The following is a 19,991-nucleotide window of genomic DNA, read 5'->3' as shown; positions in this document are numbered from 1 at the left end:
CGATGTGTTACCACGAAGCAGGTTGTCGATACCTATCTTAGCGCAACTACCCGCCATCACAACGTCCCCGACGATCACAATCCCCCAATGACTACACGTCCCCGGGAATCACAAAATCCCCAGTTACTGTCCGTCCGGCGGCGACACCTCTGATCGGCAACGTCTGACGCAGTTGTTAAGTAAAAGCGGCGTGGATGCTACCGTAATTCCCTACGCGGGCGTCGTGTATCTGGATCGGACGGCGTCGAGAAAGACGAACGCGGTGTTCGGGAACACTACACAAATTGGAGGTCAGGATGGGACTGCTCACGAATCTTAAAGACAGCATATCACGGGTCACAGACGGGCTGTTCGCGGCCGACGAACCCAAGCGGATCGGGATCTACGGACCGCCGAACGCCGGAAAGACGACCCTCGCGAACCGAATTGCACGCGATTGGACGGGCGACGCCGTGGGGCCAGAGAGCCACATTCCACACGAAACGCGTCGCGCTCGCCGGAAAGAGAACGTGGAGATCGAGCGCAACGGGCGAACGGTCACCATCGACATCGTCGATACGCCGGGCGTCACGACGAAGGTCGACTACAAGGAGTTCCTCGACCACGACATGGACAAAGACGACGCCGTCCGGCGGTCACGCGAGGCGACCGAGGGCGTCGCGGAGGCGATGCACTGGCTCCGCGAGGACGTCGACGGCGTCATCTACGTGCTCGATTCGACCTCCGACCCGTTCACGCAGGTGAACACGATGCTGATCGGCATCATCGAGTCGCAGGACCTCCCCGCGCTCATCCTCGCGAACAAGACCGACCTCGCCGAATCGGACGTCCAGCAGATCGCGAACGCCTTCCCCCAACACGAGACGATCGCGCTGTCGGCGCTCGAAGGCGACAACATGGACGAAGTGTACACCAAGATCGCGGAGTACTTCGGCTAATGCCTGGTCCAACCCCAGACGTCGACGGCGACGGGTCCTCCGACGACTCCGACGACGGGGTCCGGATCGACATGATAAGCGGCGCTCGAATGGACGGGCTCACGGGCATGGAGAAGATCCGGCTCATCCTCGACGGCGTCCGCGACGGCAACATCGTCATCTTAGAGGAGGGGCTCTCGCCGGACGAGGAGTCGAAACTCATCGAGGTGACGATGACCGAGATCAGCCCCGACGATTTCACCGGGATCGAGATCGAGACCTACCCGAAGGCCGAAGCCGGCGACCAGAGCTTCCTCGACAAACTGATGGGTCGGAAATCGACGCAGAAGCTCACCGTCATCGGCCCGGCCAACCAGATCGAGACGCTACACAAAGACGAGAACCTCATCAGCACGCTCGTCTCCAGAAAGTAAATGCCACACCAGTGTACCACCTGCGGTCGGACGTTCCCTGACGGCTCCAAGGAGATGCTTTCCGGCTGCCCCGACTGCGGGGGGAACAAGTTCCAGTTCAAACCCGCCGGCGCGTCGGCGGACGACAGTCCGTCGCCCGCCGCCGGTCGTGCAACCGGCTCTACGGGCCGTTCATCCACGCCCGCCCCTGACCGTTCATCCACACCCGCCCCTGACCGTTCATCCACACCCGCCCCTGACCAATCGGCCGACTCCGATCAACCGGAAGATTCCGATCACCCGACTAATCCCGATCAATCTGCTGACCACGACCGACAGACCACGACCCAACCGTCTGCGTCTCCTCCGGAACCCGCACACGATCCAGATTCCGAAGCCGCTTCTCCAGAACCCGCAGACGCTTCTCCAGAATCCGCAGACGCTCAGCGCACGGACTCGGAACACATCCGCGACCGAAGCGAAGAGGACGTCGCGCAGGCGAGCGCTCGTTCCGACGTCGTCTCTCCGGACGAACTCGACCGCGCGAGTCGAGATGTCGACGCCGACTCCTCGCCCGACTCCGACCCGGCCGCCCACCCAGAAGGCCACCGTCCCGACATCGACGACCTCCGCGACGAACTCAACGAGCAGTTCGAGAGCATCCGGATCGTCAGCCCCGGCAAGTACGAACTCAACCTGATGGAGCTGTACGACCGCCAGGAGTACATCATCTCCTTACAGGAAGACGGACGGTACGTCATCGAGATGCCCGACGCGTGGGGCATCTCCGACGAGTAACTGACGACTGTCGCCCCGTCTTCTTCATACTCTCCCTCTACCTCCAGCCCTTCCCACCTGTAACCTCCCTCTACCTCCAGCCCTTCCCACCTGCAACCTCCGCCACCCGACATCCGTGGCTTCGTCATCCGCCTACTTCACCCCCGTTATCCGAACAATCGATCGAATTCTCCCGATAGACTCGCCTCCCGTTGCCGATATGGTCAGTTTGGTGACCCTTGACGAAGAAGACACAGTTATGCGGCTTCCTCCGTTACGGGCGCCCATGTCTACCGATCGCACCCTCGGTGTGCCGTCTCGCTCGCGCTCTATTACGGGCCGCCCGAAGCCGTCGACCCGACGACTCGCCGCCGAGGTGGCCGTATGCGCGTAGTCGCCAAGTTCGGCGGCACGAGCCTCGGCAGCGGCGACCGGATCGAACGCGCGGCGGACTCGGTCGCGAACGCCGTCGAGTCGGGCCACGAGATCGCGGTCGTCGCGAGCGCGATGGGGTCGACGACCGACGACCTCCTCGACGACATCACCTTCGAGACCGACGACGCCGACCGCGCCGAAATCGTCTCGATGGGCGAGCGGACGAGCGTCCGAATGCTGAAGGCCGCGCTCTCGGTCCGCGACGTCAACGCCGTCTTCCTCGAACCCGGACACCCCGACTGGCCGGTCATCACGAACGAACTCGGCGAGGTCGACGTCGAGGAGACGAAACGGCGCGCGGAAGCGATCGCCGCCGACATGGACGGCGTCGTCCCCATCATCACCGGCTTCCTCGCGGAAGACCACGACGGCAACGTCACGACGCTCGGGCGCGGCGGGTCGGACACCACCGCCGTGATGCTCGGCAACTACATGGACGCCGACGAAGTCGTCATCGTCACCGACGTCGAAGGCGTGATGACCGGCGACCCACGCGTCGTTGAGGGCGCGCGTAACGTCGGCCAGATTACGGTCGACGAGCTACGGAACCTATCCTTCCGCGGCGCGGAGGTCGTCGCGCCGTCCGCGCTCTCGTATAAAGACGAAGACCTCGCCGTCAGAGTCGTCCACTACCAGCACGGCGACTTACTCAGGGGCGGGACCCGGATCGAAGGCGAGTTCGAGAGCCTGATCGACATGCGCGAGGAGCCGCTCGCGTGTCTCACCATTGCCGGTCGCGCGATCCGGAACCGAGCGGGCATCCTCTCACAGCTCGCGAACGCGCTCCGCGGAGAAGAGATCAACATCGACGCGGTCGCGTCCGGGATGGACTCGGTCACCTTCTACGTCGACGTCGAGGTCGCCGAGACGGCCGAGGCGCTGCTTCACGAGGCCGTCGTCGACGACGAGGCCCTTTCGTCGGTGACCGTCGCGGACCCGATTGCGGTCATCCGGGTCACCGGCGGAGAACTCCCGAACCAGTCCGGCGTCATCCAAGAGATAATCGCGCCGCTCGCGGAAGACGGGATCAACATCATCGACCTGATCACGAGCGCCACGTCCGTCGCGGTGTTCGTCGACTGGGACGACCGCGAAGAGGCGCTCAAAATCGTGCAGGGCCGGTTCGACTGAGCCTTTTTCAGGCCGAGCGGTCCTGTTCGACCGACCCTTTTTCAGGCCGAGCGGTCCTGTTCGACCGAGCGGCTCTTTTCAATCGATCGAACCGCTGCTCACTCGTCTTCCCGTCCGTCCAACGCCTCGAACTCGATCCGGTACCTGGTCGTCGGCCGCCCCTCGAACCGCGGGCCGCGCCCCGCGGCCTCGAACCCCAACCGCTCTATCTCCTCGCTCACCCCGTCGTCCGTCGGGACGACAACTTCGACGCCCATCTCCTCTCGGCGCGCGAACCGCCGCGGCTCCTCGAAGAGGCGTTCGATAGTCTTCTCATCTCCATCGAAGTCGGTCACGTGGACGGTGTCGTCGCGAACGTCGAACGCGACGAACCCGACGACCTCTTCGCCGTCGTCTCTCACTGCGACTCGAACCGACCGGTCATGAACCATGTTCGTGACGACCTCTCGCGGCCGATCGGTTGCCGCCGCCAGCGCCTCGGCGTCGGACTCAAGTGCGTCGCGGATCCGCATACCTCGCGTTCCCGCCGGCCCCGTATAAATGCGATGCGGGCCGCGCGACCGTGAGCGCGGTTCAGGCCGTTTTCAGACCTTCGTCGTACGCACGTTCCGGCTCCTTCGCCGAAGAATATAGTTTTAAACGACCGGCGGACTCACGTTTTCGTATGAGCAAATCCACCCAGATCGTCGTCGGCACGATCGGCGTTTCGGCCGTCCTGTCGGTCCTTATCATCCTCTCGTATATCCTCGGCTAATGTTCTCGACCCGGCCGCTCGACGAGACCCTCGAATCGGTGCGAGAGGCCAACGCCCCAAATGCTCCGGTGATCGACGTCGACGCGGACTTCGAGACGCTTCCGCCGGCGGCTGCAGAGGACCTCGGGCTGTTCGTCGACGGGCTCTCCCCCGCGTCGTTTCCCGTCGAGTGGCTCCCCGACTCGGCGCCCGACCTGCTCCGAAAGTACGCCGGCTCGACGTTCACGATCGGGCTTCCGGGCAACGGCACGGTCGTTCGGACCACCCAGACTGACCCGCAGTCGGTACTCGTCAAGCGCCGAGCCGAGGGAACGCCCGACGAGTTCCTCGCGTTCCTGATCGCGGACCGGCTGGTCCAGATCGGTGTCGAGCCGGCTCCGGGGTCGTTGCCGGAGCGGCCACGTGAGTCGTCAACCGAGGGGCACCGCGAATCGTCCGCCGAGAGCTCATCGGCCGCTCGTCTCCCCGAGAGCTTCCTCCCGTTTTTCGGCGACCGCTACCGCGACCTCGACGCGGCGGTCCGGCGTCCGGACCCCGACACGGGCGCCTCGACGACCGGTATGGGCCCCAGCGACGTCTTCCAGATCGCGAATGCCCTGTTCGACGCGTGGGTCGGCCTGTACACCCGCGAGGAGTTCGCCGCCTGGGAGGAGACCCACCCGCAGCTGTACGACGCGTGGGTCGACGCCGGCGAGCGGCTCGAAGGCCGGCTCGACGACCTCGCCGGCGAGGTCGCCCGCGGCGAGACGTCGTTCGCGGCCGCGACCGAGTACGCCTGCTCGGCGGTCCGTCACGGCCTCGACCTCCCCGCGCCGTTCGCGGCGCTCGACACCGCCGCGTACCGGGATCGAGGCGCCGCCTACGCGGTGACGTGGGCGGAGAAGACGGTCGCGGCGATGGTCGACGCGTCGGAGTAGCGCCGCGTCGGAGTGACGCCGCGTCGGAGTAGCGCCGCGACGGAGTAACGCCGCGTCGGAGTAGCGCTCCGACGAGGTAGCGCCGCGACGGACCACTCACAGAACGGATCCGAAAAACCTCACACGACGCATCCGAAAATACACACACGACGCACCGCACAAAACCCAGACGCCCTTCCTTTTAACCCCGTCTTAGATGTCGACGTCCACGTTCCCGTCGCCGTCGAGCTCGATGACGCCCTCGAACAGATCTCTGAACCGGTCGAGCGTCGCGACCTCGTGGACCTCCTCGGAGAGGTGGAAGATGCCGACCGCGTCGTGTTCATCGAGGAGGTCGAGGATGTCCGCGGCCGCCTCGTACACCGCGTCGTCGTCGGCGTAGTACGCCATCTCGGTGAGCGAGTCCACGGAGACGCGCCGCTTCCCTTCGTGTTCGGTGAGGAACCGCTCTACTCGGTCGACGACGCCGTCGAGGTCGTCCGGCGCGGAGACGTAGTACACGTTCTCCGAGGAGCGCCGCGAGTACCCGCGCTCGACGGAGAGCGTGTCGAGGATGGTCGCTTTGGTCTCGTCGACGTCGTAGTACTCGAGTTTCTGCTCGACTTCGCGCGCGGTGGTCCGCGTCGAGACGACGAGGAAGGCGTCGGTGTCTGTTTTTAAGAAATCGGTATCGATCCGGTCGGTCTCGCCGATGCTCGGGTGAACGAGGAGCAGCCCGGTCCCGCCGGGGATCGTTTCGGGTCCGTTCTCGATCGCGAGCGAGTAGTCCATGGGATCCGAAACCCGCCCGACCGACTTAACGGTGCGGGCCGTGGCAGTCAGCGGTCGTTCGGTTTCTCGCGAGCGCACCCGATCCCGCTCGTACCCGGTTTTTTCACCGTCGCCCCCGTCGAGACGGTCGATGCCCGGCCACGACACCGCCCGTGACGTCTACCGGCAGGCGCTCCCGGTGATCCTCGTCAGCCTCGTCGCGGGGCTGTTCTCCGGGACGATCCTCGGCTCGGAGACGATGCGGGCCGGTATCTCGGAGGTTCCGGGGCTGCTCCTGTTGCTCCCGGCGTTCCTCGCGACTCGCGGGGGCGTCTACGGCTCGCTCGGCGCGCGGCTCTCGACCGGACTCCACCAGGGGCTCATCGAGCCGCAGTTCCAGCTCGACCGGCGGCTCACCAACGCGATCATCGCCTCGTTTCTCAACGGGATGTCCGTCTCCGTGTTCATCGGGGTGATCACGTTCCTCTGGCTGCGGCTCTTCGGAACCGCGGGGAACCTCCTCGAACTGGTCGGGATCATGGTCGTCGCCGGCTTCCTGTCGGCGGTGCTCATGATCTCCGTGCTGATCGCCGTCATCTTCGTCGGCTACCGGCGGGGGCTCGACCCCGACAACGTGATCGGGCCCGTCGTCACGACGCTCGGTGACGTGTTCGGGGTGTTCTTCCTGCTCGTCGGCATCTACGTCGTGGGGGCCGTGCTGTGAGCGATCCCGGCGCTCTCGGCGAGTCGACGGGCGCCCCCGAGGAGGGCTCGGACGGCGACCGCGAGTACGTCGACGAGTGGTCGGTCCGCCGGATCGTCAGGACGATGATCCCGCTTTTGGCCGCGCTGTCGGTCTTGCAGCTCGTCTCCGGTACGGTGCTCGAAACGTACGAGCAGACGCTCGTGGCGAACCCCGCGCTCCTCGTGTTGGTCCCGGTCCAGATCGGGACGGCCGGCAACCTCGCGTCGATCACCTGCTCGCGGCTCACCACCCAACTGTACCTCGGGACCTACGAGTTACGGCCCTCGAACCCGGAACTTCGCGCCAACGTCGGCGCCGTGTTCGCGCTCGCGGGGACCGTCTTCGGCGTCGTGGGCGTCGCGGCGTGGGGTATCGGCGTCGCGCTCGGCGGGACGCTCGGACTCGGCCGCGTGCTGCTCGTCTCGCTCGTCTCCGGGATGCTCCTCGCCGTCCTCGTGGTCGTCGCGAGCGTCGCCGCCGTGGAAATATCCTATCGCGTCGGCCTCAACCCCGACGACACGACGATTCCCGTCGTCACCAACCTCTGTGACGTCGCCGGCGTGTTGATCCTCTTCGCGGTCGTCTCGCTGGTCGTCTGACGCGGCGCCCTCTCCGCTCAGAACACGCTGTCGTCTGACGCGCCACCCTCCCTGCTCAGAACACGCTGTCGGCGGTCGCGGCGCCGACGACGCTGAACACGGCGCTGACGGAGATGGCCTTAAACGTCGTCACCCACAGGTCGACCCCCGTCACCCCCTCCTCGACGAGGAACGTCGCCGGGGCGTCGAACAGGAACGCGAGGACGGTGACGGACCCGAACGCGACGATCATCAGCGACAGGAACCGGATCGGGACTCCGACGATGTCCCGTTCGTCTTCCGGGTCGCGGTCGGTGTCCGCCCGGTAGAGCGCGGCGTACCCGATCAGCCCGACGACGGCGGCGGTGAGCGTCCCCTGCAGCCAGTTCATGCCCCCGGCCAACACCCACACCTCCCCGGTGACGACGAACGGCCCCGCGAGCAGGAACCCCCCGACCGCCTGCTGTGCCGAGTCCGCGATCCGGAACTTCGGGCGACGGAGGCTTCGTGGGCGCTTCATACGCGCCGAACGGGTACCAACCAGAAAACGCCGCCGCTTTTCGCGACGGCTCTCCGCCCGACTCCCTCCGAACCGGTTTTCACCCGTCCACCCCTTCTCGGGCGTATGAGCGTTCGCGAGGAGTTCGACGAGTGGGCGGCGGCGGGCAAGGACCGCGGGATGGAGGACCGACACTGGCACACCGCCAAACACGTCCTCGCGCGGATGCCCGTCGAGGCTGGTGACGCCGTCTTGGATCTGGGCACCGGTTCCGGCTACGCGCTCCGCGCGCTCCGCGAGCGGGGCATCGGCCGCGCGTACGGGCTCGACGGGGCGCCGGAGATGGCGCGCAACGCCCGGACCTACACCGACGACGACGCGGTCGGGTTCCTCGTCGGCGACTTCGACGCGCTCCCCTTCGCCGACGACTCGCTCGACCACGTCTTCTCGATGGAGGCGTTCTACTACGCGGCGGACCCACACCACACCCTCGAAGAGATCCGGCGGGTGCTGAAACCCGGCGGCACCTTCTACTGCGCGGTCAACTACTTCGCGGAGAGCGAGGCGACCCACGAGTGGCAAGAGAGCATCGCCATCGACATGACGCTGTGGAGCCGCTCAGAGTACCGCGACGCGTTCCGTGAGGCCGGCCTGCACGTCGCCGCGCAGGACGCGATCCCTGACCGCGAAATCGACATTCCGGACGCCGACGCGTTCCCCACCGACGACTGGGACACGCGCGAGGCGATGGTCGACCGGTACCGGACGTGGGGGACGCTGCTGACGGTCGGCGTCGCGCCCTGAATCGGCCGGTTGTTTATAAATAGCCGGTGCCGTTGACGCGGCGAACACCTCCAAAGCCCCAGCCGCACAGCGCCTCATGGCTTCCCAGCGCCGGCGACCCCGCGAGACGCCGACTCGCGGCCTGACGGGCGGGCGCCGACCGCAGCCAGGTATATATCCCGTGGCCGGCGATCCCTTTTAAGCGTGCGGGCGCTTCACACGGTACCGATGGAACTCCGCTGTGAGGGCTGTGCCGGCTGCTGTGTCGACTGGCGACCGCTCGCCCCGGACGCCGCCGGCACCGACCGCACCGGAAACCGGCCACCGCTTGACGACACCTACGACCTCGTACCCCTCACGCGCGACGAAGTCGCGGCCTTCCTCGACGACGGCCTCGCCGACGTGCTCGTCCCCCGACTGTTCGAACCCGCCGACGCCGACGAGTCGGTTCGGATCGACGGCGTCGCCGTCGCCGCCGCCGGCGACCGCCCCGTCTTCGCCGTCGGCCTGCGGAAACCCCCGAAGCCGGTCGCACCGATCGGCACCGACCGACACCGCTGGCTCGACGCCTGCGTCTTCCTCGACCCGACCACGCTCCAGTGTCGGCTCCACGACGACGAGCGCTACCCGCGCACCTGCGCGACGTACCCCGCACACAGCCTCGAACTGAACGCCGAAACCGAGTGCGAGCGCGTCGAGGCCGCCGGCGGCGGCGACCGACTCCTCGACGAGACGGTCCCCGAGGACACCCCGCCGCTTCCCTTCGGCCCGCGTGCCGCCGGCGCGACCGTCTTCGCGTACCCCGACCCGGCCGACCTCGACGGCGTGATATCCCGGCTCCGGGCCGACGCGCTCACCGCGGACGACCGTGCCCGCTTCGTCGGCGCCGCGATCGGGTCCAGCCCCGGTTCGCTCTCGGTCGCGCGCGACCGGATGGCCGAGGCCCGCGAACGGGCGCGCGACGCCGACTCGTGGGCGGGCCGGGCGATCCGGGCGTGGACCGACCGGGCCGCCACCGACGGTGACCCGGTCGCGCTCGACGACGCGGCCCGCGAGCGGTTGGTCCGCGAACTGGAAGACGACGCGGGCGCACCCGGCACACCCGGCTGGGAGTGACCGCCGGTCGAAACGGACCGCCGCCGACCCCGGAACTCGTGATGTCGTGCTAGTCGCTTCTCGCGCGCACGCGCACACGCGCGAGGCGTTTAATTTACTCCGGCCCGTACAATCTCTGTGAGCCAACGTCGCCCTGTCACCCCCGACGAATCGGTCGAGTACGAGCGCGAAGACGTGTCTGTCCTCGTCATCGGTGCCGGCGCGGCGGGCGCGCGGACGGCGATCGAGCTCGCCGAACGCGGCGTCGACGACGTCTTAGTCCTCGGGAAGCGCGGTCACGGCGACGCCCACACCACGTGGGCTCGCGGTGGAATCAACGGCGCGCTCGGAACCCACGACGACGCCGACTCCCCCGCGATCCACGCCGCCGACACGCTCAACGAGGGTCACTTCCTCAACGACCCCGCGAAAGTCGAGACCGTGACCGAGCAGATGCCGGCCCGCCTCCGCGAACTCGACGAGTGGGGCATGGCGTACTCGCGAACCGACGACGGCGCGATCGACCAGCGCTTCTTCGGCGCCCAGTCGTTCCGCCGGACCGCCTTCGCCGGCGACCACACCGGCGAGTCGCTCCTGGACACCCTCGTCGGCCGGGCACAGGAGCTGTCCGTCCCGTACCGCGAGAACGTGATGATCACGAAACTCGTCTCGGACGGCGAGGCGGTGTACGGCGCGGTCGGCTACGACATGGACGACGGCGAGTTCGTCCTGTTTAACGCCGGCACGGTCGTCCTCGCCGCCGGCGGCCACGCGGCCATCTACGACCGTCACACTTCCAGAGACGACGAGAACAACGGCGACGGGGCGGCGCTGGCGTACGACGCCGGCGCCTCCCTGATGGACATGGAGTTCATGCAGTTCCACCCGACCGGCATGGCCGTCGACGAGTCCGATCCCGACTGGGAGCCGTGGAGCGGTCGGCTCGTCACCGAGGCGGTCCGCGGCGAGGGGGGTCGCCTCTTCAACGCCGACGGCGAGCGCTTCATGGAGCGGTACTCGCCCGACCAGATGGAACTCGACGCCCGCGACGTGGTCGCCCGAGCGATCGCCACGGAGGTCGCCGAGGGACGCGGCACCGAGAACGGCGGCGTCTACCTCGACATCTCCCACCGCGACGCCGACTTCATCCGGGAACGCCTCCCCCGGATGTACGAGCGCTTCGACGACCTCGGCGTCGACATGGCCGAAGAGCCCGTGGAGGTGGCCCCGACCTCCCACTACGGCATGGGCGGCGTCGCCGTCGACGACGCCGGCGAGACCTCCGTCGACGGCCTCTTCGCCATCGGCGAGACCATGGCCGGCGTCCACGGCGCGAACCGCCTCGGCGGCAACTCGCTGGCGGAGACGGTCGCGTACGGCGTCGTCGCCGGCGAGCGCGTCGCCGAGCGTGCCGACGGCCCCGGAGCCGTACCGGACGACCTCCGCGAGCGCCTCGTCGAACCGCACCTTAGCGACCTCCGCGAGATGGCGAACAGCGACGGCGACCACGACGTCGACGCGGTGCTCGCCGCCCTCCGCGAGCTGATGTGGGACCACGCCGGCATCCGCCGCGACGAGGCGTCGCTCCGCGCGGGACTCGACCGGCTGAACGAGGTCAGAGAACGGGCCGCCAACATGCGCGTCGGCTCGGTGACGAGCGAGTCGTTCGAACTCGCCGTCGACGTCGGGTTCATGCTCACCGCCGCCGAGGCGGTGCTGCGCGGCGCGTTAGCGCGCGAGGAGTCGCGCGGCGCCCACTACCGCACCGACTTCCCGGACCTCGACCCCGACTGGCGGCAGAACGTCTACTTCGACGCCGCCGACGTCGGCGGGATGCGGCTCCGGACCGAGGCGGTCGACGACCCGAGCGAGGCCGTGCAGGCCGCACTCGACGAGGGCCACGAGCTGGACTACCACCAGTTGGAGTAGGCCGTCTCTCCTACCCGCCCCGCTTCCGATACCACACGCGCTCGCCCACCGGCGACTCGCCGTCGTCGACGTCGAGGCGCCCCACGAACAGGTCCCTGACGGCGAGCGTGATCACGAGGTCGACGCGGTCGCCGGCTTCCGCCTCGCCCGAACCGTCGTCTCCCGCCGCCGGCCGAACCGTCACGACGGCGTGACCGTCGCGCTCGGCCATCGCTTCGATCACTCCCACCGACCAGCGGTCGACGTGGTGCGACGGCTCTCGGGCGTGAACGCGGTCGTGGTTCACTCTTTGCCCCCCGCTCCGCGTCGCACTACGAGGGCGCCCTCGCAGGTGCACTCGCGCTCGCATTTCGGGCACTCCGCGGCCGGTCGCTCGATCGGTTCGCGGTGGATCGTCTCGTACCCGTGTCGGTCGAACAGCTTCTTCGGCGAGTCGGCGCCGCCGTGGTACCACGAGTCCGCGACGAACAGGTCGACGCCGCGCTCCGCGCCGATAGCGTGTAACCGTTCGAGGAGCCGGCTCCCGATCCCTCGGCCCGTCGCCCCGTCGCGGACGTACCCCATCTCGAGGTGGCCGTATCGGCTCGCCTCGGGGAGCAGCGCCGGGTCGTCGAAAAAGTACACCTCCTCGGCGACGGCGGTCGGCGATTCGCACTCGCGCAGCGCCATGACGCCGAGAATCTCCCCGGCGTCCCGCGCTTGGGCGTCGGCTCCGGCGGGTGTGTCGCCCCCGCCACTCCCGTCGCCCCCGCCACCCCCGTCGGCCTCGGTCGCGACCAGCACGTGGTACGTCGGGTCGTCGAACCCCAGGTCGACGCCGTACGACTGCCCCTCGCTGAAGTGCGCGGTGATGAGCGCCTCCACCTCCTCGGCGTCGCCCGGCCGCGGGTCGCGGATCGCGATGTCGTCCATTCGGCGCGTCCTACGCCGCCCGCGGACAAGAGGCGCGCGGTGTCGCCCGGCTCACGCCTCTCGCTCGGCGCCCGGCCGCCAGACGCCCTGTCGCCGGTCGAGCCACGCGACGACGGCGACGTGCGGGAGCGTCATGGCCGCGATGGCGACGAGCGACACGGCGAGCACGTCGCCGGGCGCGGCGACGCCGGCGGGGACCGCCAGCCCGACCGCGCCGACGACGAGGAACCCGCCGAGGGTGAGCGGCGCGGCGTCGCGCGCGAACCGGCGAAGCGCGCCCGCGCGGTCCCCCGCTCCGAGCGCCGTCGCCGCCCGGTGGTCGACGAGGACGAGGCGGCCGACGTGCCGGAGCGCGTGCCAGAGCGCGAAGTACACCCCGACGGCGAATATCGGCGCGGCGAGCAGGAACCACGCCCACAGCGCGCCGACCTCCCCGGCGTCGCGGAGCCACCCTCGTCGCGACGCGCCGGCCCGAACGCGTCGGTAGCCGAGCCCGACCGACGCCGCCGTCGCGGCGACCATGAGTCCGCCGACGGCCGCCCGCGTCGCCGGGACGAAGAGCGGGTCGACCGCGGCGGCCGCGGCGTCGGCGTCGACGACGAACAGCCCGACGATCCACTCCGCCACGAGCCGGTACTCCGCCGGGTGCGCGAGCAGCGGGACGCCCATCGGGAGCCCCCCGCGGACGACGAGGCTCAGCCAGCGCTCGGCCGCGGTCGGCAGGTGGTCGACGCCCGCGACGACGAGCGCTGCCACGTCCCCCTGGCCCCAGTGAAGCCACGTGAGCGCGATGAAGCCGACGAACGCCGCGACGGGCGCGAGGAAGAACGCGCCGACGACGGCCCCGCCGAGGATCGCGTAGACGACCGAGACGACCGCGATCGACCGCCGCACGGAGACGCCGGCCGCCGCCCGAAGGGGGACGAGGTGGTCGACCGCGCCGTGAGCCATCCCGACGACGAGCGTGCCGACGGCGAACGTCGCGACGCCGACCTCCACCGGAAACAACGGGGTCACGGCGCCGACCGGCAACAGCGCCGCCAGCGCGACCGCCGGGTACAGCGCGAACCAGCGATCGACCGCCGACCGGGCGCCCTCGTCGCGCCACGTCGCCGTCGGGTCGCTCCGCGCCCCCGTCCCCGTCGCCGCCTCAGTCATTGATCGGTTCGACGGCTTCCGGCTCCGGCTCCGGCGGGTCCGGCTTCCGGTCCGGGTCGAACGCGTCGACCGAGGACTCGGTCGGCCGCCCGCGCCGGTCGTTCCAGTCGAGGACCCACTCGAACAGCACGAGGCCGTTCACGGTCATCACGCCGGCCGAGGCGAAAAACAGCATCTCCTCTATCGGGAGCCCGAGGACGCTCACGCCGGTCGTGAGCTCCGCGGAGAGCCGCCACGTGCCCATCTCGATAGCAATCCGGTCCGCGACCCAGAAGTACGCGGCCGGGATGAGCGTCGCCGCGAGCCACATCCGCGGCGTCCGGACCAAGTACCCGCCGCCGACCGACCACTGGAGCGCGAAGACGGGGCCGACCCACGCGATCAGACCGCCCAGGTAGAGGTACGAGGGGTCGAGCGTGACGAGCCAGAGGCCGACGACGACCATCGCGACCCCGGCGACGACGCCGGCGATCCGGGGCCGCCAGTCGAAGTCGCCCTCGCGGAACGTCGGGTCGAACCCGATCAGGTGGAGCGCGAACGCGGTGACGACCGTCTGGATGGCGAAAAAGAGGTACTCGCCGAGCGGGATCGACAGCGCCCGGACGAGGACCGCGCCGTCCGCGTACCCCCACGCCCCCCGCCGGATCATATAACTGATCCACGGCGTCGTGTACACGTACGCGATGGCGACGAGGATCGCGATACCCGCCGTTGCTCGTCGTTGCCGAACGCCGCCGTACCGCGGCGCGAGGTACCACAGCGCCGCGAGGACGGGGAGGCTGAAGACGAGGTGAAACTGGAGGTACGTCAGTGTCGGGAGCATCGACTCACCCCAGAAACGCCAATCATGCCATCGTTTTCGCACCGCTGCTTATTAAGCGCCCGTCCAAACAGTGTGGGTGTTCCCGACGGGACCGCCCATTCCGTCGTCGCGTCGGTCACTCCTCTGAGAGCACGTCGTACCCCGTTAACACGGTTTCGAGCCGGAACATCGACTCGACGACCGTGTCACAGACGGGGCGGACCGCGTCCTTCGGCTCGAACCCGACCGCGAGGTTCGCCACCTCCAACATCGGCAGGTCGTTGGCGCCGTCCCCGACCGCGATCGTCTCGGCCATCGGGACGCCGACGTCGTCGGCCAGCGCTTCCAACGCGTCGTCTTTCGTCCCCTCGATGAGCGGCCCCTCCGCGCCGCCGGTGAGCGCGCCGCCGGCCATCGGCAGGCGGTTGGCGACGATGGTGTCGGCCGTGACGCCTTCCTTCGCGAGCGCGGCCTCGACCCCGCGCTCGAAGCCGCCGGTGAGGACGGCGACGTGGTGGCCCTCGGCCTGCAGGCGCTCGATCAGGTCGCCGGCGCCCGGCCGAAGCGTGACCGCGTCGAACGCGGCCGCGACCGCGTCCTCGTCGAGCCCCGCCAGCAGTTCGGCCCGCTGGTAGAGGCTCTCGGCGTAGCTGAGTTCGTCGTTCATCGCCCGCTCCGTAATCTCTGCCACCTCGTCGGCGACGCCCGCGCGCTCCGCGAGCAGGACCGTCATCTCCGAGTCTGAGAGCGTGCCGTCGAAGTCGAACGCGATGAGGCTCATGGCTTCCGTTCGGCCCGGAGGGGTTTTTAAACACCTGATCGCGCAACGCGGCGCGTCCCCGCCGGGCTTTTTGCCCGCCTTACCGTTGTGCGGGTATGGATCGAACAGACGCGGACCGCGCCGACGTCGACGTCGACGACCTCCTGAAACTCATCTTGGTGCTCGCCATCGCGTGGCTTCTCTTGGAGATCGTCGGCACGGTGCTCAACCTCACGTTCGCGCTCGTAGACGCCATCTCGCCGCTTCTCGCCGTCGTCATCGTGGTGTTGATCGCCTTACGGCTCACCGACCGCATCTAAGGCGTGTTCAGCCTGAACGTTCCGTTAGCGCCCGCGGTCAGCCGCCTCGCTACCGATCTCCACCTGAAACGGTCGGGGTTCGACCGGGTTCGCGAGCGACACACCCTCGTCTGTAAGCGGTTCGGCGTCGACGACATCGACGCGGCGTCGAGTCGACCCGACGACGCGACCCCCTCGAAACCGGACGCGCTCAGGGTGCTCCGGCGCGACCTCAGACCCGTCCTGTCCGCCACCGCGCCCTTCGACGTGGCCGTGACCGGCGTCGAGGTCTTCGACGACCCGGCTTCGGGCTCTCGCCCCGTCGTGTACCTCGCCGTCGAGAGCGCGGGGCTGGTCCGGCTCCACCGGCGGCTCTGTGACGCCTATGGCCCGATCCCCGGCATCGAGGGTGACGACTACGAGCCGCACGTCACGCTGGCTCGTGGTGGAAGCCCCGACCCCGGCGTCGTCGCCGACCTCGTCGCGAGCTCGTTCGAGCCGGTCCGGTGGCGCGTCCACGCGCTCGACGTGTACGACCCCGACTACCGCGAGGTCGCCGCGACCATCGACTTATAAGCGACGGCGGCGAGCCCATCGGTCGGCGACTCCTCGCCAGCAGGGGGCACGCAGTACGTATTTACCTCTCGCGCGAAACGACACGCCCGATGTCCTCCACCGTCGACCGAACGCTGTTCAGCGAGCCCTCCGGCCGTCTCCTCGGCGTTGTCTACCTCTCCGGCGCGCTCCTGCTGTCGGGCTCGTACGGGTACTACGTCCTCCTGACGGATTTCACGCCGAACCGTTTCGCACTCGTCATGAGCGCCGGCATGGCGCTGTCCGGCGTCGCGGAGTCCCTGCCGAAACGTCGCCGACGAGCGGCCGGGATCCTCCGGATCGCGTCGATATCCGTCCTGGTGAGCCTGCTCGTCGTCATCACTTCCGCGCCCGAACTCCTCTCCGCGTGAGAGGAGGGGGGAGGCGAGCCCACATGAGCGGGGTCGGGAGGCGAGCCCGCGGGCGAGCGCCTCTCAGCGCTCCCGGATCCGCATCGGCACCGGGTGGTTCGGATGCATCGTCAGCGACCCGCGCAACGAGAGGTCGGGGCCCTCGTACTCGAGGTCGTACTGCGAACACACCTCCGCGAGGATGAGTTTCGCCTCCAAAAGCGAGAACGCCTTGCCGATACAGTGGCGCGGCCCGCCGCCGAACGGGAAGTAGGCGAACCGCGGCCGCTGGCTCCGGCGCTCCGGCAGCCAGCGGTCGGGGTCGAACTGGTCGGGGTCGTCGTACCAGCGCGAGGACCGATGGGTGACCCACTGCGAGAGCATCAGTGCGGAGCCCTCGGGGATCCGATACCCCCCCAGTTTCACGTCGAGTTTCGGCTCGCGAAAGAGGGTGTAGACGGGCGGGTACAGCCGCATCGACTCGTTGAGGACGCGGTCGGTGAACTGCATCTCGCGAACGTCGGCCGCGGTCGGCCGGCCGTCGGCGGTGCCCGCGTCACCGCCGGTCGCCGCCTCGGCCTCCGCCACGACGCGCTCGCGGGCGGCCGGGTGGTTCGAGAGCAGATAAAAGGTGTACGTCAGCGTGAGCGCGGTGGTGTCGTGGCCCGCGAGCAGCATCGTCACCAGCTCGTCGCGGAGGTTCTCGTCGGTCTGCTCGCCGCGGTCGCGAGCGCGAAGCAGGACTGAGAGCAGGTCCATCGGCAGGTCGCCGTCGCCGTCGCCTGCGGGCCCGCGAACCGCCACGCCCTCGGGGCCGGCCGGGTCCACGGCGGGGTCGCGCTCGGTCCCGCGACGGCGCTCGACGATGCCGTCGATCACGCCTTCGAGGGTGTCGATGGCGGCGTCGAACTCGCGGTTCTCGCGGGTCGGCACCCAGTTCGGGATCAGGAAGCGCCGCGGGTCTGGCTCGAACCGCGCGCCGAGCGGCTCCAGCTTCTCTTGGACCGTCTTCACCTCCTCGTCGGTGATGTCGGCGCCGAACATCGCCGAGACGATGATCTTGACGGTGAGCCGAGCGACCTCCAGCTGGATGTCGACCACCTCGCCGTCGCTCCAGTCCGCGAGCTGAGAGCGCGTGTGATCGACCATCGTCCCGTCGAGCGCGCCGATCCGCTGGGTGTGGAACGACGGGTTCGCCAGCTTCCGCTGACGCTGCCACGTGTCCCCCTCGCTCATCAACAGGCCGTCTCCGAGGAGGGTGTCCATGGCGTCGTCGCCGAACTGCGGCTTTCGGTACCGCTCGGCGTCTCCGACGAGGACGCGCTCGATGTCTGCGGGGTTCGTCAGGAGGTACGTCTCTCGCGGCCCGAGGTCGAACCGCACGACGTCGCCGTAGCTGTCGGCGCAGGCGTGCATAAACGAGAACGGGTCGTCTGCGAACTGGCGACCGTTGCCGAAGAGGGGGTCGCCGATGGGTCCGGGCGGCGTGGCGGACATACGAAAACAAGGGTCTCGGCGGGGTTAAACGTTCGGCGGGGAGGGAACACGGCCGGGTCATCCGCGCCCCGTAGCGCGGGGCAACCACCGCCGCCGACCGCGCTTACAAACTCCGCCCGGATCCCTGCCGCTGCCCCTCTCGTTGGGCGTCTAACCGCTCGACGCGAGTGATGAGTTCCTCGACGGCGACCTCCTGATCGTCGGTGGCGTCGACGATGCGATCGGTCGCTTCCTCGGTGCGATCCGAGCGCTCCCGCACCCCCTCTAGCGACGACGTGAGCTCCTCGACCGTCGCGGCCTGATCGTCGGTGGTCCGGGCGACCTCTGCGACGCCGGCGGCGGCCTCGTCCACCGCGTCGGCGATCTCTTCGAGGGAGTCTAACACCGTCTCGATCTCCGTGCCCGCGTCCTCGATGCGGTCGTGCGAGCGCTCGACGGCGGTGCTCGTCTCGTCCGACTGCGCCTGCAGCTCGGCCAAACTCTGTGTGATCTCCTCGGTGTAGCCGCGGGTCTCGTCGGCCAGCTTCTTCACCTCCTCGGCGACGACCGCGAAGCCGTCGCCCCCCTCGCCGGCGCGGGCGGCCTCGATGTTGGCGTTGAGCGCGAGCAGGTTCGTCTGTTCGGCCACGTCGGAGATGACCTCGATGACCTCCTCGATGTCGTCCATGCGGTCCGAGAGCGCGCCGACGCTCTCGACGAGCTCGTCGCCGATCTCGACGACGTCCTCGGTCGCCTCGCGGGCGTCCTCGCTGGCGTCGAGCCCCTCGTCCGCGGCCTGGCTTGCGGCCACGGCGGCGGAGTCGACCTGGTCGGCCGTCGCGGCGACCTCCTCCATCCCGGCCGAGAACGACTGCATCTCGGAGACGCTCTCGTCTAACAGCTCGTTCTGCTCGTCGACGTTCTCGGCGATGTCGGCGGCCGCGGTGCTGGCCTTCTGGACCGTCTGGTCGATCTGACGGGCCTGCTCGTGGACGCTCTCCGAGAGGTCCTGGAGGTTCTCGGCCATCCGGTTGACGACGCCGATGACGCCCAGAAGCTCCTCGTCTAGGATCTCGCACTCCTCGTGGCAGACGGCGCGGGCGTCGAGGTTCCCCTCGCCGATCGATTCGGCCGTCCCGCGGATCTCCGAGACCAGCCGCTTCGTCGCGTCGCGCTGGTTGATGTTCTCCGTCCGGTCGATGACGACCTCGGTGACGCCGACGAGCGCGTCGCCCTCGTAGAGGGGCGTCGCCGTGAACTCGATGTGTTTCTCCTCGCCGTGGCGGTCCACCATCGTGCTGGTGTCGCGGTACCGGGTCTGTGCCGAGTCGCAGCGCTCGACGCCGTACTCCTCGTCCGCGGTCTCCGGCGCGTCGAGCACCTTGTCGGCGAGGGTGTCGGCCCGCCGCCCGTCGGGGTAGAACAGCTCCGAGACGTGCGCGTGACCGATCGCGTCCTCGCGGGCCTTCCCGGTGAGCGACGCGATCGACTCGTTCCACTCGGCGACGTTCCCCTCGGCGTCGAGGATGAAGGTTGGGACACCGGTCGCGTTGAACACCTGTTCGAAGCCGGCGGCGGCGAGCGTCTCGGCGCGGTCGACGCCGTCCTCGTCCGTGATGTTGTACTCCTGTCCGCCGCCCGCGCTCGCTCCGGTCGCCTCGGCGGGGTCGTCCACCACGACCCCACCGTCCGGGACCGACCGCGAGTCTCGATCCCGACCGAACGCGCGTCGGAGCAGCCCTCGAAGTCCCGTCATTGCTACTCGCTCCTCTCCGAACCAATCAAATAAACCATCGCTCCTGCTGCTCAGAACTGATAATTGGATCGGTCCGGTCGGGGACGAACCCGGACCCGTCCGACGCCGCCTCGCCCGCCGATCCGCCCGCAGCGTTCAAACGCGTCCGACGACTACTCCCG

Annotated in this window: 23 protein-coding genes; 13 read left to right on the top strand and 10 right to left on the bottom strand. The window is 68.7% G+C overall.

Annotation, left to right across the window (positions count from 1 at the left end):
- Positions 1 to 296: 296 nt before the first annotated feature.
- The 4 genes from DOS48_RS27725 to DOS48_RS27710 all read left to right on the top strand — a co-directional run bounded on the left by DOS48_RS27725 (position 297) and on the right by DOS48_RS27710 (position 3,673).
- Positions 297 to 938 carry an Era-like GTP-binding protein gene (locus DOS48_RS27725; RefSeq protein ID WP_127118802.1) on the top strand — a complete coding sequence of 214 codons (642 nt, stop codon included), beginning with the start codon at positions 297 to 299 and terminating at the stop codon, positions 936 to 938.
- A complete protein-coding gene (locus DOS48_RS27720; protein ID WP_127118801.1) occupies positions 938 to 1,351 on the top strand; it encodes a DUF2073 domain-containing protein in 414 nt (137 codons plus the stop codon). Before DOS48_RS27725 ends, DOS48_RS27720 begins: the two co-directional genes overlap by 1 nt.
- Positions 1,352 to 2,128, top strand: a complete 777-nt coding sequence (locus tag DOS48_RS27715) for a Zn-ribbon domain-containing protein (RefSeq protein WP_127118800.1) — start codon at positions 1,352 to 1,354, stop codon at positions 2,126 to 2,128.
- 363 nt (positions 2,129 to 2,491) lie between these two features.
- On the top strand, positions 2,492 to 3,673 hold the full coding sequence (locus DOS48_RS27710; RefSeq protein WP_127118799.1) for an aspartate kinase: 1,182 nt from the start codon (positions 2,492 to 2,494) through the stop codon (positions 3,671 to 3,673).
- A 98-nt stretch (positions 3,674 to 3,771) separates the two neighbouring features.
- Here the strand turns inward: DOS48_RS27710 and DOS48_RS27705 are convergent, their stop codons facing one another.
- Entirely contained in the window at positions 3,772 to 4,185 is a 414-nt protein-coding gene (locus tag DOS48_RS27705) for a hypothetical protein (protein WP_127118798.1), read from the bottom strand.
- A 241-nt stretch (positions 4,186 to 4,426) separates the two neighbouring features.
- Between DOS48_RS27705 and DOS48_RS27700 the strand changes: the two genes are divergently transcribed.
- A complete protein-coding gene (locus DOS48_RS27700; protein WP_127118797.1) occupies positions 4,427 to 5,344 on the top strand; it encodes a hypothetical protein in 918 nt (305 codons plus the stop codon).
- A gap of 192 nt (positions 5,345 to 5,536) precedes the next feature.
- Here the strand turns inward: DOS48_RS27700 and DOS48_RS27695 are convergent, their stop codons facing one another.
- A complete protein-coding gene (locus DOS48_RS27695) occupies positions 5,537 to 6,115 on the bottom strand; it encodes a hypothetical protein (protein WP_127118796.1) in 579 nt (192 codons plus the stop codon).
- Positions 6,116 to 6,245: 130 nt separating this feature from the next.
- Here DOS48_RS27695 and DOS48_RS27690 point away from each other — a divergent pair, with 130 nt between their 5' ends.
- Together DOS48_RS27690 and DOS48_RS27685 are read left to right on the top strand one after the other, a co-directional pair.
- Positions 6,246 to 6,818 carry a magnesium transporter gene (locus DOS48_RS27690; protein ID WP_127118795.1) on the top strand — a complete coding sequence of 191 codons (573 nt, stop codon included), beginning with the start codon at positions 6,246 to 6,248 and terminating at the stop codon, positions 6,816 to 6,818.
- Positions 6,819 to 6,922: 104 nt separating this feature from the next.
- The gene (locus DOS48_RS27685) at positions 6,923 to 7,438 is read left to right on the top strand and encodes a magnesium transporter (protein ID WP_127118921.1); all 516 of its coding nucleotides are present in this window, start codon (positions 6,923 to 6,925) and stop codon (positions 7,436 to 7,438) included.
- Between the two features lie 55 nt (positions 7,439 to 7,493).
- Here the strand turns inward: DOS48_RS27685 and DOS48_RS27680 are convergent, their stop codons facing one another.
- Complete coding sequence (locus tag DOS48_RS27680) at positions 7,494 to 7,937, bottom strand: DUF2391 domain-containing protein (RefSeq protein ID WP_127118794.1); 444 nt, start codon at positions 7,935 to 7,937, stop codon at positions 7,494 to 7,496.
- 105 nt (positions 7,938 to 8,042) lie between these two features.
- Here DOS48_RS27680 and DOS48_RS27675 point away from each other — a divergent pair, with 105 nt between their 5' ends.
- The 3 genes from DOS48_RS27675 to DOS48_RS27665 all read left to right on the top strand — a co-directional run bounded on the left by DOS48_RS27675 (position 8,043) and on the right by DOS48_RS27665 (position 11,723).
- Positions 8,043 to 8,720 carry a class I SAM-dependent methyltransferase gene (locus tag DOS48_RS27675; RefSeq protein WP_127118793.1) on the top strand — a complete coding sequence of 226 codons (678 nt, stop codon included), beginning with the start codon at positions 8,043 to 8,045 and terminating at the stop codon, positions 8,718 to 8,720.
- A 207-nt stretch (positions 8,721 to 8,927) separates the two neighbouring features.
- The gene (locus DOS48_RS27670) at positions 8,928 to 9,815 is read left to right on the top strand and encodes a YkgJ family cysteine cluster protein (RefSeq protein WP_127118792.1); all 888 of its coding nucleotides are present in this window, start codon (positions 8,928 to 8,930) and stop codon (positions 9,813 to 9,815) included.
- A 117-nt stretch (positions 9,816 to 9,932) separates the two neighbouring features.
- A complete protein-coding gene (locus DOS48_RS27665) occupies positions 9,933 to 11,723 on the top strand; it encodes an L-aspartate oxidase (protein ID WP_127118791.1) in 1,791 nt (596 codons plus the stop codon).
- Positions 11,724 to 11,733: 10 nt separating this feature from the next.
- On the opposite strand, the gene DOS48_RS27660 is transcribed toward DOS48_RS27665, so the two are convergent.
- From DOS48_RS27660 to serB, 5 genes are all read right to left on the bottom strand, one after another.
- Positions 11,734 to 12,009, bottom strand: a complete 276-nt coding sequence (locus tag DOS48_RS27660) for a hypothetical protein (protein WP_127118790.1) — start codon at positions 12,007 to 12,009, stop codon at positions 11,734 to 11,736.
- Positions 12,006 to 12,635, bottom strand: coding sequence for a GNAT family N-acetyltransferase (locus tag DOS48_RS27655; protein WP_127118789.1), 630 nt, complete (start codon positions 12,633 to 12,635; stop codon positions 12,006 to 12,008). Before DOS48_RS27655 ends, DOS48_RS27660 begins: the two co-directional genes overlap by 4 nt.
- Positions 12,636 to 12,686: 51 nt before the next feature.
- A complete protein-coding gene (locus DOS48_RS27650) occupies positions 12,687 to 13,793 on the bottom strand; it encodes a Brp/Blh family beta-carotene 15,15'-dioxygenase (RefSeq protein ID WP_127118788.1) in 1,107 nt (368 codons plus the stop codon).
- Positions 13,786 to 14,616: a lycopene cyclase domain-containing protein gene (locus DOS48_RS27645; RefSeq protein WP_127118787.1), complete on the bottom strand. Its 831-nt coding sequence runs from the start codon at positions 14,614 to 14,616 to the stop codon at positions 13,786 to 13,788. Before DOS48_RS27645 ends, DOS48_RS27650 begins: the two co-directional genes overlap by 8 nt.
- Positions 14,617 to 14,731: 115 nt before the next feature.
- A complete protein-coding gene (serB, locus tag DOS48_RS27640; protein ID WP_127118786.1) occupies positions 14,732 to 15,376 on the bottom strand; it encodes a phosphoserine phosphatase SerB in 645 nt (214 codons plus the stop codon).
- A 95-nt stretch (positions 15,377 to 15,471) separates the two neighbouring features.
- Between serB and DOS48_RS27635 the strand changes: the two genes are divergently transcribed.
- The 3 genes from DOS48_RS27635 to DOS48_RS27625 all read left to right on the top strand — a co-directional run bounded on the left by DOS48_RS27635 (position 15,472) and on the right by DOS48_RS27625 (position 16,619).
- Complete coding sequence (locus DOS48_RS27635; RefSeq protein ID WP_127118785.1) at positions 15,472 to 15,675, top strand: hypothetical protein; 204 nt, start codon at positions 15,472 to 15,474, stop codon at positions 15,673 to 15,675.
- A gap of 3 nt (positions 15,676 to 15,678) precedes the next feature.
- Positions 15,679 to 16,230 (top strand): 2'-5' RNA ligase family protein, encoded by a 552-nt coding sequence (locus DOS48_RS27630; RefSeq protein ID WP_127118784.1) that lies wholly within the window; start codon positions 15,679 to 15,681, stop codon positions 16,228 to 16,230.
- A gap of 89 nt (positions 16,231 to 16,319) precedes the next feature.
- Positions 16,320 to 16,619: a hypothetical protein gene (locus DOS48_RS27625; protein ID WP_127118783.1), complete on the top strand. Its 300-nt coding sequence runs from the start codon at positions 16,320 to 16,322 to the stop codon at positions 16,617 to 16,619.
- A 63-nt stretch (positions 16,620 to 16,682) separates the two neighbouring features.
- Here DOS48_RS27625 and DOS48_RS27620 read toward each other — a convergent pair whose 3' ends face one another.
- Positions 16,683 to 18,095 (bottom strand): cytochrome P450, encoded by a 1,413-nt coding sequence (locus tag DOS48_RS27620; protein WP_127118782.1) that lies wholly within the window; start codon positions 18,093 to 18,095, stop codon positions 16,683 to 16,685.
- 103 nt (positions 18,096 to 18,198) lie between these two features.
- Entirely contained in the window at positions 18,199 to 19,830 is a 1,632-nt protein-coding gene (locus DOS48_RS27615) for a methyl-accepting chemotaxis protein (RefSeq protein WP_127118781.1), read from the bottom strand.
- Positions 19,831 to 19,991 lie beyond the last annotated feature (161 nt).

The organism is Halorubrum sp. PV6 (assembly GCF_003990725.2).
Lineage (GTDB): Archaea > Halobacteriota > Halobacteria > Halobacteriales > Haloferacaceae > Halorubrum.
Note: the sequence above shows the minus strand (reverse complement) of the source record. Positions and strands in the feature narration are given on the sequence as shown.